The sequence below is a fragment of the Nocardioides sp. LS1 genome (assembly GCF_003865225.1).
GTDB classification, from domain to species: domain Bacteria; phylum Actinomycetota; class Actinomycetes; order Propionibacteriales; family Nocardioidaceae; genus Nocardioides; species Nocardioides ginsengisegetis.
Map to the genome: position 1 here is coordinate 530,932 of NZ_BIFF01000002.1, position 14,512 is coordinate 545,443.

Below are 14,512 nucleotides of genomic sequence, written 5' to 3' on the forward strand. Positions count from 1 at the left end.
GGTCAGCTCAGAGGTCGCCGCCGAGGTACGCCGCCTTCACGGCGTCGTCGCCGGCCAGCTCGGCGCCGGTGCCCGACCGCTTGATCTCGCCGGTCTCGAGCACGTGGGCGGTGTGGGCCCGCTTGAGCGCCTGGGCGGCGTTCTGCTCGACGAGCAGGACGGTGGTGCCCTGCTTGTTGATCTCGGTGATGATCGAGAAGATCTGCTGGATCAGCTTGGGGGCCAGCCCCATCGACGGCTCGTCGAGCAGGACCAGGCGCGGCCGCGCCATCAGCGCCCGCCCGATCGCGAGCATCTGCTGCTCGCCACCGGACATCGTGCCGGCCACCTGGTCGAAACGCTCCTGGAGCCGCGGGAACAGGCCGAAGACCCGCTCCAGGTCGGCCGCCAGGCCGGCCTTGTCCCGGCGGACGTAGCCGCCCATGTCGAGGTTCTCGCGCACCGTCATGCCCGGGAAGATGCCGCGTCCCTCGGGCGACTGGCTCAGCCCCATCTTGACCCGCTCGAAGGGCGGGATGTGGGTGATGTCCTTGCCCGCGAAGATCACCTTGCCCTCACGGACCTTGCGCAGGCCCGAGAGCGTCTTCATCGTGGTGGTCTTGCCGGCGCCGTTGGCGCCGATCAGGGTCGCGATCGTGCCTTCCTCGACGGAGAAGCTGATGTTGCGGATCGCCTCGATGTGTCCGTAGTTGACGCACAGGCCCTCGACCTCAAGAAGCATCTTCTTCGTCCACTCCCAGGTAGGCGGCGATGACCGCAGGATTGTCGCGGATCTCCGCGGGCGTGCCCTCGGCGATCTTGCGCCCGAACTCCAGGACGACGATGCGATCGGTGACGCCCATGACCAGGCGCATGTCGTGCTCGATGAGCAGCACGGTGATGCCCTGGTCGCGCACCTTCCGGATCAGCTCCATCAGCCGCTGCTTCTCGGCCGGGTTGAAGCCCGCGGCCGGCTCGTCGAGACAGAGCAGCTTGGGGTTGGTGGCCATGGCACGGGCGATCTCGAGCCGCCGCTGGTCGCCGTAGGACAGGTTGGTGGCGAGCTCGTCGTGACGGGCCGTGATCCCCACCAGGTCCAGCAGCTCCTTGGCCCGGGCGAGCGCGGCGGCCTCGGTGCGCCGGTGCCGGGGCAGCCGGAAGAGTGCCTCGAAGAAGCTCACCTTGCTGTGGGCGTCGGCCCCGACCATGACGTTCTCGAGCACCGTCATCGCCTTGAACAGGCGGATGTTCTGGAAGGTCCGGGCCATCCCGAGCTTGGTGATCGTGTGGCGCTTGCGGCCGGCCAGTGAGGCGCCGTCAAAGCGGATCTGGCCCGACGTCAACTGGTAGACACCCGTCATCGCGTTGAAGCAGGTGGTCTTGCCGGCGCCGTTGGGCCCGATCAGGCCCAGGATCTCGCCCTCGCGGATGTCGAAGGTGACCTGGTCCAGGGCGGTCAGGCCGCCGAAACGCAGGGTCGCGTTGTCGACCTCGAGCAGTGCGCGTGCCTCAGGCATGGTCCACCTCGTCCAGCTCGCCCTCTTCGAGGGCCTCGATCTGTGCCTCGGCCTTCTTGGCCCGCCGGGTCCGGCGTGGTGGCAGCAGTCCCTCGGGCCGCCACACCGCCAGGACGGTGAGCGCGAGGCCGAAGACCAGCAGGCGATAGTCGGCGAAGTCGCGGAACCGCTCCGGCAGGTAGGCCACCAGGGCACCGCCGGCGATGGCTCCCCAGCGGTTGCCGGCGCCACCGACGATGACGGAGGCCACGAACAGCATCGACAGCAGGAGCGGGAAGCTCAAGGGGTTGATGTAGCCGCTCTGGCTGCTGGCGTAGAACGAGCCGGAGAGGCCGCCGATCGCCGCGCCGAGCGCGAAGGCCATGAGCTTGTACTTGAAGGTCTGCACGCCCATCAGCTCGGCCGCATCCTCGTCCTCGCGCGTGGCCTCCCACGCCCGGCCCACCCGGCTCGCCTTGATCAGGCGGTCGCCGATGAGGACGAGGATCAGGACGGTGAGCACGAGCCAGTAGTACGGGATCGCGTCGAGCGCGCCGAAGATCAGCACGTGCGTCTCGTGCTTGTGGTCGACCGTGGGGACGAAGCCCTGCCACGTCAGGCGCGGGATCGCGAACATGCCACCCGGGTCGAAGGGCGGCGTCGGCGCCTTGCCGATGTTGTTCGGGTGGGCGATGTCCTTGATGCCCGCCGCAGCACCGAGCCACTCCACGTTGGTGACCGTGATCCGGATGATCTCTCCGAACCCCAGCGTGACGATGGCGAGGTAGTCGCCGCGCACGCGCAGGGTCGGCGCCCCGAGCACGACACCGGTCACCATGGTGACCAGGATCGCCACGGGCAGCGCCAGGAAGAACGGCCAGTGCCAGTGATAGGTCGTCAGCACGGCGGTGGTGTACGCGCCGCACGCGTAGAAGCCGACGTAGCCGAGGTCGAGGAGGCCGGCGTACCCGATGACGATGTTGAGGCCCAGGGCGACGAGCGCGAAGGCGATGACGCGGAACATCACGCCACCGAAGTCGATGCTCTGGGTGGTGATGATCGGCGGCCGCAGCAGGGGCAGCGCGTAGGCGAGGACGAGCACCAAGGTGACGGCCACGATCTTCACCGGCCGGGACGAGGACTGGTAGCCGTCGACCACGCGGTCCCAACGGCGGGCGATGCCCAGGTCGCGGCCCATCATGCGCGTGCCTTTCCGAGCGACTCACCGAGCAGGCCCGACGGCCTGACCAGCAGGATCAGGACCAGGAGGATGAAGGCGACGACGTCCTTCCACTCCGAGCCGAAGACGGCCGAGCCCCAGTTCTCCATGACGCCCAGGATCAGGCCGCCGAGGAGCGCGCCGCGGAGGTTGCCGATGCCGCCCATGACGGCGGCGGTGAACGCCTTGACGCCCAGCAGGAAGCCGGCGTTCTGGCGGGTCGAGCCGATCTTCATCATGTAGAGGGTGGCCGCCGCACCGGCCATCAGGCCACCGATCAGGAAGGTCAGCTGGACGACGCGCGTCGAGTTGACGCCCATGAGGGCCGCGGACTCCGGGTCCTGGGCCACGGCACGGATGCCGCGACCGAAGCGGGTGCGGCGGACGAACTGGTCGAGCGCGATCATCATCACGAGCGCCGCGACGACGATGACGAGGTCGACGTCGGTGACCTCGTAGCCGCCGACGGAGAAGAGTCCGTTCGGCTGGATGGAGACCGGGTTGGAGAAGACGTCGCGAGCCTTGTTGGGCGCGACGTAGTTGGCGAGCTTGCCGTCCAGGCCGACCCAGCTCGTGATGCGGTCGCGGAGGCCCATCGCCTCGGCCAGCGCGAACGACGCACCGATGGCCGAGATCAGGGCGATGAGCTTCGGTGCCCCCTTGTTGATCAGGGGGCGGTAGGCCAGGCGTTCGAGGAGCAACGCCACACCCGCCGAGAGGAGCATGGCCGCGACGAGGGCGACCAGGAGGTAGGGGATCGCGTGGCCGAGGCTCCACGTCGCCGAGCCGGTGCCGTGCAACGCGATGAAGACCCATGCGACGGCAAACGTGCCGTACATGAAGACCTCGGAGTGGGCGAAGTTGATGAGCTGGAGAACGCCGTACACCATCGTGTAGCCGAGCGCGATGAGGGCGTAGATCGCCCCGAACACCAGCCCACCCATGGTGAAGCTGAGGAAGTTGTCCAAGCTGCCGAACAGGGCGCCGAAATCCACAGAAGTTCTCCTCAGCCGATCTGAGTAGCTGCGGCCGGGGAGAAGGTCTCCCCCCGGCCGCAGCCCGGGTTTGTGCGTCAGATCAACGGATCACGAGATCGCCTGGGGGTTCTCGACGTCGAGCTCCCCGTTCTTGACGAAGTAGGCGTAGATCTTGGACTGCGTGATGTCGCCGTTCGCGTCGAACTCGATCGGGCCGCTGACGCCATCGGCGGTGTAGCTGCCGATGAAGTCGTTGATCTCCTGGCCCGTGGAGGCACCGCTGTCGAGCGCCGCGAGGAAGATGTTCGCGGCGTCGTAGGACTGCGTGGCGTAGAGGCCCGTGGCACCGAAGTCGGCCGGGGGCGGACCCGCGGGAGCAGAGAGGACCGCACCTTCGGCGGCCTGCGCACCCGCGACCTTGACGAAGTTCGGGTCCTCCGAGCCGTCACCCGACATGAACGTGCCCTTGAAGCCGCCCTGGCGCAGCGCCTTGGCGAGCAGTCCGGCCTCGGTGTAGTAGCCACCGTAGAAGACCGCGTCCGCCTTGGCGGCGTTGACCTTGGTGACCACGGCGGACATGTCCGTCTGGCCGACCGAGATCTGGTCGGTGCCGACCACGGCGTCGCCGAGGGTGTCGGTGACCTTGCCGGCGAGGCCCTTGGAGTAGTCCTGGCCGTCGTCGATGACGTAGACCTTGGCGGCGCCGTTGTCCGTGAGGTACTTCGCGTCCGCCGCGCCCTGGGCGTCGTCGTTGCCGATGACCCGGTGCCACGTGGTCCAGCCCTGCTGGGTGATGGTCACGTTGGTGGCCGAGGGGCTGATCGACGGGAGGCCCGCCTCGAAGAAGGTCTTGCCGGTCGCGAGCGACTCACCGGAGAAGCCGGGGCCGATGAGGCCGAAGATGGTGTCGTCGTTGACGATCTGCGTGGCCAGACCCGGAGCGGTGTCCGGGCTGCCCTGCGAGTCGAACTTCTTCAGGCCGATCTGGCAGTCGGCGTGCTTGTCGTTGTACTCCTTGAGCGCCAGCTCGATGCCGCCGACCATGTTCTGGCCGAGAGCACCGGCGTCGCCCGTGAGCGCGCCGAGGAAGGCAAGGTTCTTGCCGCAGAGCTCGCTGCCGCCGGAGCTGCCACTGGAGGCATTGTCGGTCTTGTTGTCGCTGCCGCAGGAGCTGAGCGCCAGACCGGCGGCGGCCACCACGGCCAACATCCGGGCTGACTTGGAGAAGCGAATCATGGAAGTCCCTCCATCGGGCTCAAACCCCGCGCCGATGGGCGCGAAGCGTGTCGATGGCCGTCAAACTAGTGCTTGGCGAGCGGCGACGGTGGAATTTCTTCGGCAAGTTCGGTTGCGTTGTTGATTTGTGATCTGGGCGACATGCGCCGCGGAGCACCGATCGGGCGTCGACAGCGCGTCATCCGGCGATGCCGGGGCCGTGGGTCACGACGCCCTCGGCGACCTGGCGCATCGAGAGACGCAGGTCCATCGCGGTCTTCTGGATCCACCGGAAGGCATCGGGCTCGGAGAGCTGGAGCTGCTGCTGGAGGATGCTCTTGGCGCGATCGACGGCCTTGCGGGTCTCGAGCCGCTCCTGGAGGTCGGCCACCTCGCCCTCGAGCATCGTCAGCTCGGAGAAGCGGCTCACGGCCATCTCGATGGCCGGCACCAGGTCGCCCTTGCTGAAGGGCTTGACGAGGTAGGCCATCGCGCCGGCATCGCGCGCCCGCTCGACCAGGTCACGCTGGGAGAACGCCGTCAGGATGACGACCGGTGCGATGCGGTTGCTGGCGATCCGCTCGGCGGCCGCGATGCCGTCCAGGACCGGCATCTTCACGTCGAGGATGACCAGGTCGGGGCGGAGGGACTCGGCGAGCTCGATCGCCTTCGCGCCGTCGGCCGCCTGGCCCACCACGTCGTACCCCTCCTCGGTGAGCATCTCCGCGAGGTCCATGCGGATCAGCGCCTCGTCCTCGGCGATCACGACGCGGCGCGTGCCGGACGGCGTGGGGGCGTTCTCCTGCTGGGTCACGCCGCACAGATTATCGGCAGGCGGTCCGCTCAGGCGGGCTGGGTCGCCGCGGTGTGCCGCTCGGCGACCTCGGCGAGGAACAGCTCGACGTCCTCCCGCTCCACCCGGAGCCGGCTCAGCTCGGTCGCCGCAGCCCGGGCGTTGTCGACCGCCCGTTGGTTGCTGACCCGACTCCACTGCGTGGGACTGAACATGGGGAACTCCCGGTGTGCTGGCACGGCCTCTTCTCATGTAACTATAGTTGATTAGTAGTGTTTGGCCAAGGGGCGACCTGGGATGGTGATCAGATACGATCTCCGCGGCTCGGGCCGGGTTGGCGGAACGGCATACGCGGTGGTCTCAAACACCACTGCCCGAAAGGGCTTGTGGGTTCGAATCCCACACCCGGCACCACTGTCGGTGGGGCACCCGAGACTTGCTCGTGTGCCCCACGTCCGACCCCAGGAGACCGTCGACAGCGCACTGCGTGCCTCCGACGCGGGAATGCCCGACGCCGAGAACGCACGGCGCCACGGTGTCGCCGTCAAGACGATCCGCCGGTGGCGGCGCGACTACCAGCGGCGGGGACTCCCCCGTGGACAGACCCACCTGGCCCCTCCGTGCCCGAGATGCGACGACGGTCCCTTGGACACGGCCGCCTACGCCGAGCTGCTCGGCTGGTACCTCGGGGACGGCCACATCACCCGCGGCAGACGCGACGTCTTCAACCTCCACGTCTTCAACGATGCGACGTACACCCGCGCCAATGTGCGCATTGCGCGCCTGATGAGCCGAGTGAAGCCGGGCGGCAGGCCGCACACTCGTCGGGTGCCCGGCTGCGTCGTCACGACGGTGTCCTGGAAGCACTGGCCGTGCCTCTTCCCCCAGCACGGGCCGGGGCGCAAGCACGAGCGGCCCATCGTCCTGGACGAGTGGCAGCGGGAGGTCGTCGTCGCCCACCCGGCCCCGTTCCTGCGCGGGCTCTTCCACTCCGACGGGTCGCGGGTGCGCAACTGGACGAGCCGGGTCGTGGCCGGTGAGCGCAGGCGGTACGACTACCCGCGGTGGCAGTTCACCAACAACTCGGCAGACATCCGGGAGCTCTGTTGCTGGGCGCTCGACCTCGCGGGGGTCGCGTGGCGACAGTCCAACTGGAAGACCGTCTCGGTGTCGCGGCGGGCGGACGTGGCCCGCCTGGACGCCCTCATCGGCCCCAAGGACTGAGGCCGCCCGTCAGGGGGTCTGCTTGCGACGGTAGGCCGGGGCCGCCTCGTTGATCGCGTCGCCCATCCGGTGGATCCGCAACGCGTTGGTCGAGCCGGGGATGCCCGGGGGGCTGCCGGCGATGATGACCACGAGGTCGCCCTCTTCGACGCGGCCGATCTGGAGGAGCTGCTCGTCGACCTGGCGCACCATCTCGTCGGTGTGCTCGACCTCGAGGGTCTTGAACGTCTCGACGCCCCACGACAGCGACAGCTGCGAGCGCACGGACGCCTCGGGCGTGAACGCCAGGACGGGGATCGGGCCACGCAGGCGCGACATCCGGCGGGCGGAGTCACCCGACTTGGTGAACGCGACGACGTACTTCGCCTCGACCCGCTCGGCGACCTCCTCGGCTGCCTTGGCGATCACGCCGGAGCGGGTGTGCGGGTCCCAGTCGATCTCCTTGACCTGGCCCAGGACGCCCTCCATCGCGTGCTTCTCGGTGGCGGTGATGATCCGGGCCATGGTCTCGACCGTGTGGACGGGGTACTCCCCCACGCTGGTCTCGCCGGACAGCATCACCGCGTCGGCGCCGTCGAGCACGGCGTTGGCGACGTCGGAGGCCTCGGCGCGCGTCGGCGCGGGGTTGGAGATCATCGACTCGAGCATCTGGGTGGCCACGATGACCGGCTTGGCGTTGAGTCGCGCCTTCTCGATGATCTGCTTCTGCAGGAACGGCACGTCCTCGAGCGGGCACTCCACGCCGAGGTCGCCGCGCGCCACCATGAAGCCGTCGAAGGCCGCGATCACCTCGTCGAGGTTCTCCACCGCCTGCGGCTTCTCGATCTTGGCGATGACGGGCAGCATCACGCCCTCCTCGCGCATGATGCGGCGCACGTCCTCGGCGTCCTGGGCGTTGCGGACGAAGCTCAGCGCGATGAAGTCCACGGTGAGGTGCAGCGCGAAGCGCAGGTCCTCGATGTCCTTCTCCGACAGGGCGGGCACCGACACCGCGACGCCGGGCAGGTTGATGCCCTTGTTGTTGCTGACCTTGCCGCCGACCAGCACGTCGCACGTCACGTCGGTGTCGTCGACCCCGGTCACCCGGAGCCGCACCTTGCCGTCGTCGATGAGGATCGGGTCGCCGACGTTCACGTCGCCCGGCAGTCCCTTGTACGTCGTCCCGCAGATCTCGGCGTCACCCTCGACGTCGCGCGTGGTGATCGTCCACTGCTGCCCGCGGCGCAGCTGCACGGGACCGTCGGCGAAGGTCTCGAGCCGGATCTTCGGGCCCTGCAGGTCGGCGAAGATGCCGACCCCGTGGCCGCTGGTGTCCGACGCCTCGCGCACCAGGCGGTAGGATTCGGCGTGGTCCTCGTGGGACCCGTGGCTCATGTTCAGACGGGCCACGTCCATGCCGGCGTACACCAGCTCCTTGATGCGTCGCGGGGACGCGGTGGCCGGGCCGAGGGTGCAGACGATCTTGGCTCTACGCACCCGAGAACCCTAGCCGGGTTAGATCGTTCCAACAACCACGCCGCGCCCCCGCCGAGACGGCGGGGGCGCGGTGCTGGTGTGGGGCTGGTGTGTCAGACGACGAGCGGCCGTGCGGTCGGCGGGATCGGCGCCGGCAGCGTGGTCGACCCGGTCAGGAACGTGTCGACGGCGGCCGCCGCGGCACGGCCCTCGGCGATCGCCCAGACGATGAGCGACTGCCCGCGGCCCACGTCGCCGGCCACGAAGACGCCGGGGACCGAGGACATGTAGCCGTTGTCGCGCGCGACGTTGCCGCGCTCGTCGAGGTCGACCTCGAGCTGCTCGACGAGACCCGGCTTCTCGGGGCCGGTGAAGCCCATCGCGAAGAGGACGAGCTCGGCCGGGATCTCCCGCTCGGTGCCCTCGTGCTCGACGAGCTTGCCGCCCTCGAAGGAGACCTCGACCAGGCGCAGGGCCCGGACGTTGCCGTCCTCGTCACCGAGGAACTCCTGGGTGGAGACGGCGTAGACCCGCTCCCCCGCCTCCTCGTGGGCCGAGGAGACGCGGAAGGTCATGGGGTACGTCGGCCAGGGCTGACCCGCGGGCCGCTCGGTCGGCGGCTCGGGCAGGATCTCGAGCTGCGTGATCGAGGCCGCGCCCTGGCGGGTGGAGGTGCCGAGGCAGTCCGCGCCGGTGTCGCCGCCGCCGATGATGACGACATGCTTGCCGGTCGCGGTGATCTGGCCCTCGACCTCCTCGCCGAGCGAGACCCGGTTGGCCTGCGGGAGGAACTCCATGGCCTGGTGGATGCCGCCGAGCTCACGCCCGGGGACCGGCAGGTCGCGGGCCTCGGTGGCGCCCATGGCCAGCACGACGGCGTCGTACCGCTCGCGCAGCTTGGCCCCGGTCAGCTCCTCGCCGACGTTGACGCCGGCCCGGAAGACGGTGCCCTCACGGCGCATCTGGTCCAGGCGCTTGTCGAGGTGCTTCTTCTCCATCTTGAACTCGGGGATGCCGTAGCGCAGCAGGCCACCGATCTTGTCGGCGCGCTCGTAGACCGCCACGGTGTGGCCGGCGCGGGTGAGCTGCTGGGCGGCGGCCAGGCCGGCGGGGCCCGAGCCGATCACGGCGACCGTGCGGCCCGAGAGCCACTCCGGCGGCTGGGGCCGGACGTAGCCGGACTCCCACGCCCTGTCGATGATCGAGACCTCGACGTTCTTGATGGTCACCGGGTCCTGGTTGATGCCCAGGACGCAGGCGGTCTCGCAGGGGGCCGGGCACAGGCGACCGGTGAACTCCGGGAAGTTGTTGGTCGCGTGCAGGCGCTCGATCGCGCCCTCCCAGTCGTCACGCCAGACCAGGTCGTTCCACTCGGGGATGATGTTGCCAAGCGGGCAGCCCTGGTGGCAGAACGGGATCCCGCAGTCCATGCAGCGTCCGGCCTGCTTGCTGATGATCGGCAGCAGGGCCCGGCCGATGCCGTCCGGGTAGACCTCGTTCCAGTCCTTGACGCGCTCGTCCACCGGACGACGCGTGGCGACCTCGCGGCCCTCCTTCAGAAAGCCCTTGGGATCAGCCATGAAGCACCTCCATGATCCGGGCCGCTGCCTGCTCCTCGTCGAGGCCCTCCTCGAGGGCCTCCGCACGAGCGTCGAGGACCCGCTTGTAGTCACTGGGCATGACCTCGGTGAACCGGGCGAGGGCGGCCGGCCAATCGGCCAGCAGCTCCTCCGCGACGGTCGACCCGGTCTCCTCGAAGTGGGCGCTGACCAGCGCGTGCAGCTCGTCGGCGGCGTCGCCCTCGACCTTGCCGAGGTCGACCAGCTCCTGGTTGACCCGGCCCTCGTCGAGGTCGAGCACGAACGCGTAGCCGCCGGACATGCCGGCCGCGAAGTTGCGCCCGGTCTGGCCGAGGATGACCACGATGCCGCCGGTCATGTACTCGCAGCCGTGGTCACCGACGCCCTCGACGACCGCGTGGACGCCGGAGTTGCGGACGCAGAAGCGCTCGCCGACGACACCGCGGAGGAAGATCTGGCCCGAGGTGGCGCCGTAGCCGATGACGTTGCCGGCGATGATCTGCTGGGAGGCGTCGAAGGTCGCCGCCCGGTCGGGACGTACGACGATCCGGCCGCCCGACAGACCCTTGCCGACGTAGTCGTTGGCGTCGCCCTCGAGGCGCAGCGTGATGCCCCTCGGGACGAACGCGCCGAACGACTGGCCGGCGGAGCCGGTGAAGGTGATGTCGATCGTGCCGTCGGGCAGGCCCTCGCCGCGGTAGCGCTTGGTCACCTCGTGGCCGAGGATCGTGCCGACGGTGCGGTTGACGTTGCGGACCTCGAGCTGGGCGCGGACGGGCTCGCCCCGCTCCAGCGCGGGCTCGGCGATCCGGACCAGCTCGTTGTCCAGGGCCTTGTCGAGGCCGTGGTCCTGGCCGGTCGTGTTGTGCAGCGCCGCGCCCTCGGGGAGCTCGGGCATGTGCAGGATCGGCGAGAGGTCGAGCCCCGCGGCCTTCCAGTGGTCGACCGCCTCGGCGACGTCGAGGGTCTCGACGTGGCCGATCGCCTCCTCCAGGCTGCGGAAGCCGAGCTCGGCGAGCAGCTCGCGCACCTCCTCGGCGACGTACTCGAAGAACGTCACCACGAACTCCGGCTTGCCGGAGAAACGCTCCCGCAGGACGGGGTTCTGGGTGGCGACGCCCACCGGGCAGGTGTCGAGGTGGCAGACGCGCATCATGATGCAGCCCGACACGACCAGCGGTGCGGTCGCGAAGCCGAACTCCTCGGCGCCGAGCAGCGCGGCCACGACGACGTCGCGGCCGGTCTTGAGCTGGCCGTCGGTCTGCACGACGATCCGGTCGCGCAGGCCGTTGAGCAGCAGCGTCTGCTGGGTCTCGGCCAGGCCGAGCTCCCACGGACCACCGGCGTGCTTGAGGGAGGTCAGCGGGCTCGCGCCGGTGCCGCCGTCGTGGCCGGAGATCAGCACGACGTCCGCGTGGGCCTTGGACACGCCGGTCGCGACCGTGCCGACGCCGACCTCGGAGACCAGCTTGACGTGCACGCGGGCCGACGGGTTGGCGTTCTTGAGGTCGTGGATCAGCTGCGCCAGGTCCTCGATGGAGTAGATGTCGTGGTGCGGCGGCGGGCTGATCAGCCCGACACCCGGCGTGGAGTGCCGGGTCTTGGCCACCCACGGGTAGACCTTGTGGCCGGGCAGCTGGCCGCCCTCGCCGGGCTTGGCGCCCTGCGCCATCTTGATCTGGATGTCGTCGGCGTTGGTGAGGTACTCCGACGTGACACCGAAGCGACCCGACGCGACCTGCTTGATCGAGCTGCGGCGCTCGGGGTCGTAGAGCCGGTCGGGGTCCTCGCCGCCCTCACCGGTGTTGGACTTCGCGCCCAGCCGGTTCATCGCGATCGCGAGGGTCTCGTGGGCCTCCTGGCTGATCGACCCGTAGGACATCGCACCGGTCGAGAAGCGCTTGACGATCTCGGAGACCGGCTCGACCTCCTCGATCGGGATCGGGGTGCGCCCGGTGGCCGCGCCGTCCTTGAAGCGGAACAGGCCGCGCAGCGTCATCAGCCGCTCGGACTGCTCGTCCACGCGCTGGGTGTACTGCTTGAACACGTCGTAGCGACCGGCGCGCGTGGCGTGCTGGAGGCGGAAGACCGTGTCGGGGTCGAACAGGTGCGGCTCGCCCTCGCGGCGCCATTGGTACTCGCCGCCGATCTCGAGCTCGCGGTGGGCCGGCGCGATGCCGCCACGGGGGTACGCCGCGGCGTGGCGCCGGGCGACCTCCTCGGCGATCGTGTCGAGCTCGATGCCGCCGAGCTTGGAGGTGGTGCCGGTGAAGTAGCGGTCCACGACGGACTGCGACAGGCCGACTGCCTCGAAGATCTGGGCTCCGGTGTAGGACGCGACGGTGGAGACGCCCATCTTGGACATCACCTTGAGCACGCCCTTGCCGAGCGCCTTCACGAGGTTGGCGACGGCCGCCTCGGGCTCGGTCTTGACGTAGTAGCCCTCGCGCGCGAGGTCCTCGACGGACTCCATGGCGAGGTAGGGGTTGACCGCGGCGGCGCCGTAGCCGACGAGCAGCGCGACGTGGTGGGTCTCGCGGACGTCGCCGGCCTCGACCAGCAGGCCGACCTGGGTGCGGGTCTTCTCGCGGACCAGGTGGTGGTGGACCGCTCCGGTCAGCAACAGGGACGGGATCGGCGCGAGCTCGGCGGTGGAGTGCCGGTCGGAGAGCACGATGATGCGCGCGCCGTCGGCGATCGCACCGGACACCTCCTGGCAGATCTCCTCGATCCGCTCGGCCATCGCGGTGCCGCCGCCCTCGACGTCGTACAGGCCGCGGGCGACGTGGGTGATGAAGCCGGGCATGTCGCCGTCACGGTTGATGTGGCGGATCTTGGCGAGGTCGTCGTTGGAGATCACCGGGAACGGCAGCACGACCTGGCGACAGGACGCGGGCTGCGGCTCGAGCAGGTTGGCCTCGGGGCCGATGGTGCCGTTGAGCGAGGTGACGAGCTCCTCGCGGATGGCGTCCAGCGGCGGGTTGGTGACCTGGGCGAACAGCTGCGCGAAGTAGTCGAACAGCAGCCGCGGCTTGGCGCTGAGCGCCGCGATGGGGGTGTCGGTGCCCATCGAGCCGATCGGCTCGGCGCCGGTGTTGGCCATCGGGGTGAGGAGGACGCGGAGCTCCTCCTCGGTGTAGCCGAAGACCTGCTGGCGACGGGTGACCGAGGCGTGGGTGTGCACGACGTGCTCGCGCTCGGTGACGTCGTCGAGGTGGATCAGGCCGGCGTGCAGCCACTCGTCGTAGGGGTGCTCCCCCGCGAGCTCGGACTTGATCTCCTCGTCCTCGATGATGCGGTGCTCGTCGGTGTCGACGAGGAACATCCGGCCCGGCTGGAGGCGGCCCTTGCGGACCACGGTCGCGGGGTCGATGTCGAGCACGCCGACCTCGGAGGCCAGCACGACCAGGCCGTCGTCGGTGACCCAGTAGCGCGAGGGGCGCAGGCCGTTGCGGTCCAGGACCGCACCGATCTGGGAGCCGTCGGTGAACACCACGCACGCCGGGCCGTCCCACGGCTCCATGAGCGCGGAGTGGAACTCGTAGAAGCTGCGGCGCTTCTGGTCCATCTCGGTGTGGTTCTCCCACGCCTCGGGGATCATCATCAGCACCGAGTGGGGCAGCGAGCGGCCGCCCATGTGCAGCAGCTCGAGCACCTCGTCGAACGACGCGGAGTCCGACGCACCGGGGGTGCAGATGGGGTAGAGCCGCTCGAGGTCGCCGGGGATCAGGTCGGAGGCCAGCAGCGCCTCACGGGCCCGCATCCAGTTGCGGTTGCCCATGACGGTGTTGATCTCGCCGTTGTGGGCGATGAACCGGAACGGGTGGGCCAGCGGCCAGCTCGGGAAGGTGTTGGTGGAGAACCGCGAGTGGACCACGGCCATCGCCGACGCGACCCGCGGGTCGGTCAGGTCGGGGAAGAATTTGTCGAGCTGGTCGGTCGTCAGCATGCCCTTGTAGGCGAGCGTGCGCGAGGACAGCGACGGGAAGTAGACGTCGGTCTCGTGCTCCGCGCGCTTGCGCAGCACGAACGCCAGCCGCTCCAGGGCCATCCCGGACAGCCGCGAGGCGGCACCGGAGACGAACACCTGGCTGAAGGCCGGCATCACGCCGAGCGCGGTCGCGCCCAGGATGTCGGGGTCGGTCGGGACGTCACGCCAGCCGAGGACCGCGAGGCCCTCCTCCGTGGCGATCTCCTCGATCCGGCGGCGGGTCTTGGCGATCTCCTCCTCGTCACCGGGGAGGAAGGCGGTGCCGACGGCGTAGGCGAACTGCGCCGGGAGGTCGAAGTCGACGACGTCGCGCAGGAACGCGTCCGGCACCTGCATGAGGATGCCGGCACCGTCGCCGGAGTTGGGCTCGGCACCCGCGGCGCCGCGGTGCTCGAGGTTGCGCAGCGCAGTGAGCGCCTTGGCAACGATGTCGTGGCTGGCAACGCCGGTCAGGGTCGCGACGAACGCCACGCCACACGCATCGTGCTCGTGGCGGGGGTCGTAGAGCCCTTGGGGCGGCGGGAATGCGTGCTGGAAAGGCACCGGGCATTCTCCCGTCGTCGTCTGTGCCGTGCGGCCCGGC

The 14,512-nt window shown here is 69.5% G+C and carries 11 protein-coding genes, 1 tRNA gene and 1 pseudogene; 3 read left to right on the forward strand and 10 right to left on the reverse strand.

The window, feature by feature from the left end:
* Positions 1-7 precede the first annotated feature (7 nt).
* The 7 genes from EJF31_RS07345 to EJF31_RS21790 all read right to left on the reverse strand — a co-directional run bounded on the left by EJF31_RS07345 (position 8) and on the right by EJF31_RS21790 (position 5,894).
* The gene (locus EJF31_RS07345) at positions 8-721 is read right to left on the reverse strand and encodes an ABC transporter ATP-binding protein (RefSeq protein ID WP_125036443.1); all 714 of its coding nucleotides are present in this window, start codon (positions 719-721) and stop codon (positions 8-10) included.
* Complete coding sequence (locus EJF31_RS07350) at positions 711-1,496, reverse strand: ABC transporter ATP-binding protein (RefSeq protein ID WP_125036444.1); 786 nt, start codon at positions 1,494-1,496, stop codon at positions 711-713. The genes EJF31_RS07345 and EJF31_RS07350 overlap by 11 nt, the downstream gene beginning before the upstream one ends.
* On the reverse strand, positions 1,489-2,676 hold the full coding sequence (locus EJF31_RS07355) for a branched-chain amino acid ABC transporter permease (protein ID WP_260430693.1): 1,188 nt from the start codon (positions 2,674-2,676) through the stop codon (positions 1,489-1,491). The genes EJF31_RS07350 and EJF31_RS07355 overlap by 8 nt, the downstream gene beginning before the upstream one ends.
* Positions 2,673-3,689 (reverse strand): branched-chain amino acid ABC transporter permease, encoded by a 1,017-nt coding sequence (locus EJF31_RS07360; RefSeq protein WP_260430694.1) that lies wholly within the window; start codon positions 3,687-3,689, stop codon positions 2,673-2,675. The genes EJF31_RS07355 and EJF31_RS07360 overlap by 4 nt, the downstream gene beginning before the upstream one ends.
* 90 nt (positions 3,690-3,779) lie before the next feature.
* Positions 3,780-4,907 carry a branched-chain amino acid ABC transporter substrate-binding protein gene (locus tag EJF31_RS07365; protein ID WP_125036445.1) on the reverse strand — a complete coding sequence of 376 codons (1,128 nt, stop codon included), beginning with the start codon at positions 4,905-4,907 and terminating at the stop codon, positions 3,780-3,782.
* Positions 4,908-5,085: 178 nt separating this feature from the next.
* Positions 5,086-5,700, reverse strand: a complete 615-nt coding sequence (locus EJF31_RS07370) for an ANTAR domain-containing response regulator (protein ID WP_125036446.1) — start codon at positions 5,698-5,700, stop codon at positions 5,086-5,088.
* A gap of 29 nt (positions 5,701-5,729) precedes the next feature.
* Positions 5,730-5,894 (reverse strand): hypothetical protein, encoded by a 165-nt coding sequence (locus EJF31_RS21790; protein ID WP_185736175.1) that lies wholly within the window; start codon positions 5,892-5,894, stop codon positions 5,730-5,732.
* 113 nt (positions 5,895-6,007) lie between these two features.
* On the opposite strand from EJF31_RS21790, the gene EJF31_RS07375 reads away from it, so the two are divergent.
* The 3 genes and pseudogenes from EJF31_RS07375 (at position 6,008) to EJF31_RS07380 (ending at position 6,903) form a co-directional block, all read left to right on the forward strand.
* Positions 6,008-6,093: transfer RNA gene (locus EJF31_RS07375), tRNA-Leu, on the forward strand.
* Between the two features lie 30 nt (positions 6,094-6,123).
* A pseudogene (locus EJF31_RS22525) lies at positions 6,124-6,261 on the forward strand (helix-turn-helix domain-containing protein); the annotation flags it as partial.
* 63 nt (positions 6,262-6,324) lie between these two features.
* A complete protein-coding gene (locus tag EJF31_RS07380; protein WP_260430695.1) occupies positions 6,325-6,903 on the forward strand; it encodes a transcriptional regulator in 579 nt (192 codons plus the stop codon).
* Positions 6,904-6,912: 9 nt separating this feature from the next.
* Here EJF31_RS07380 and pyk read toward each other — a convergent pair whose 3' ends face one another.
* From pyk to gltB, 3 genes are all read right to left on the reverse strand, one after another.
* Positions 6,913-8,379: a pyruvate kinase gene (gene pyk / locus EJF31_RS07385; protein WP_125036448.1), complete on the reverse strand. Its 1,467-nt coding sequence runs from the start codon at positions 8,377-8,379 to the stop codon at positions 6,913-6,915.
* Between the two features lie 92 nt (positions 8,380-8,471).
* Positions 8,472-9,938 (reverse strand): glutamate synthase subunit beta, encoded by a 1,467-nt coding sequence (locus EJF31_RS07390; protein ID WP_125036449.1) that lies wholly within the window; start codon positions 9,936-9,938, stop codon positions 8,472-8,474.
* Positions 9,931-14,472, reverse strand: coding sequence for a glutamate synthase large subunit (gene gltB, locus EJF31_RS07395; protein ID WP_125036450.1), 4,542 nt, complete (start codon positions 14,470-14,472; stop codon positions 9,931-9,933). The genes EJF31_RS07390 and gltB overlap by 8 nt, the downstream gene beginning before the upstream one ends.
* Positions 14,473-14,512 lie beyond the last annotated feature (40 nt).

Coding starts and splice junctions, on each gene's coding strand:
- EJF31_RS07345 (WP_125036443.1), bottom strand. CDS start 721: ATGCTTCTTGAGGTCGAGGGCCTGTGCGTCAACTACGGACACATCGAG.
- EJF31_RS07350 (WP_125036444.1), bottom strand. CDS start 1,496: ATGCCTGAGGCACGCGCACTGCTCGAGGTCGACAACGCGACCCTGCGT.
- EJF31_RS07355 (WP_260430693.1), bottom strand. CDS start 2,676: ATGATGGGCCGCGACCTGGGCATCGCCCGCCGTTGGGACCGCGTGGTC.
- EJF31_RS07365 (WP_125036445.1), bottom strand. CDS start 4,907: ATGATTCGCTTCTCCAAGTCAGCCCGGATGTTGGCCGTGGTGGCCGCC.
- EJF31_RS21790 (WP_185736175.1), bottom strand. CDS start 5,894: ATGTTCAGTCCCACGCAGTGGAGTCGGGTCAGCAACCAACGGGCGGTC.
- EJF31_RS07390 (WP_125036449.1), bottom strand. CDS start 9,938: ATGGCTGATCCCAAGGGCTTTCTGAAGGAGGGCCGCGAGGTCGCCACG.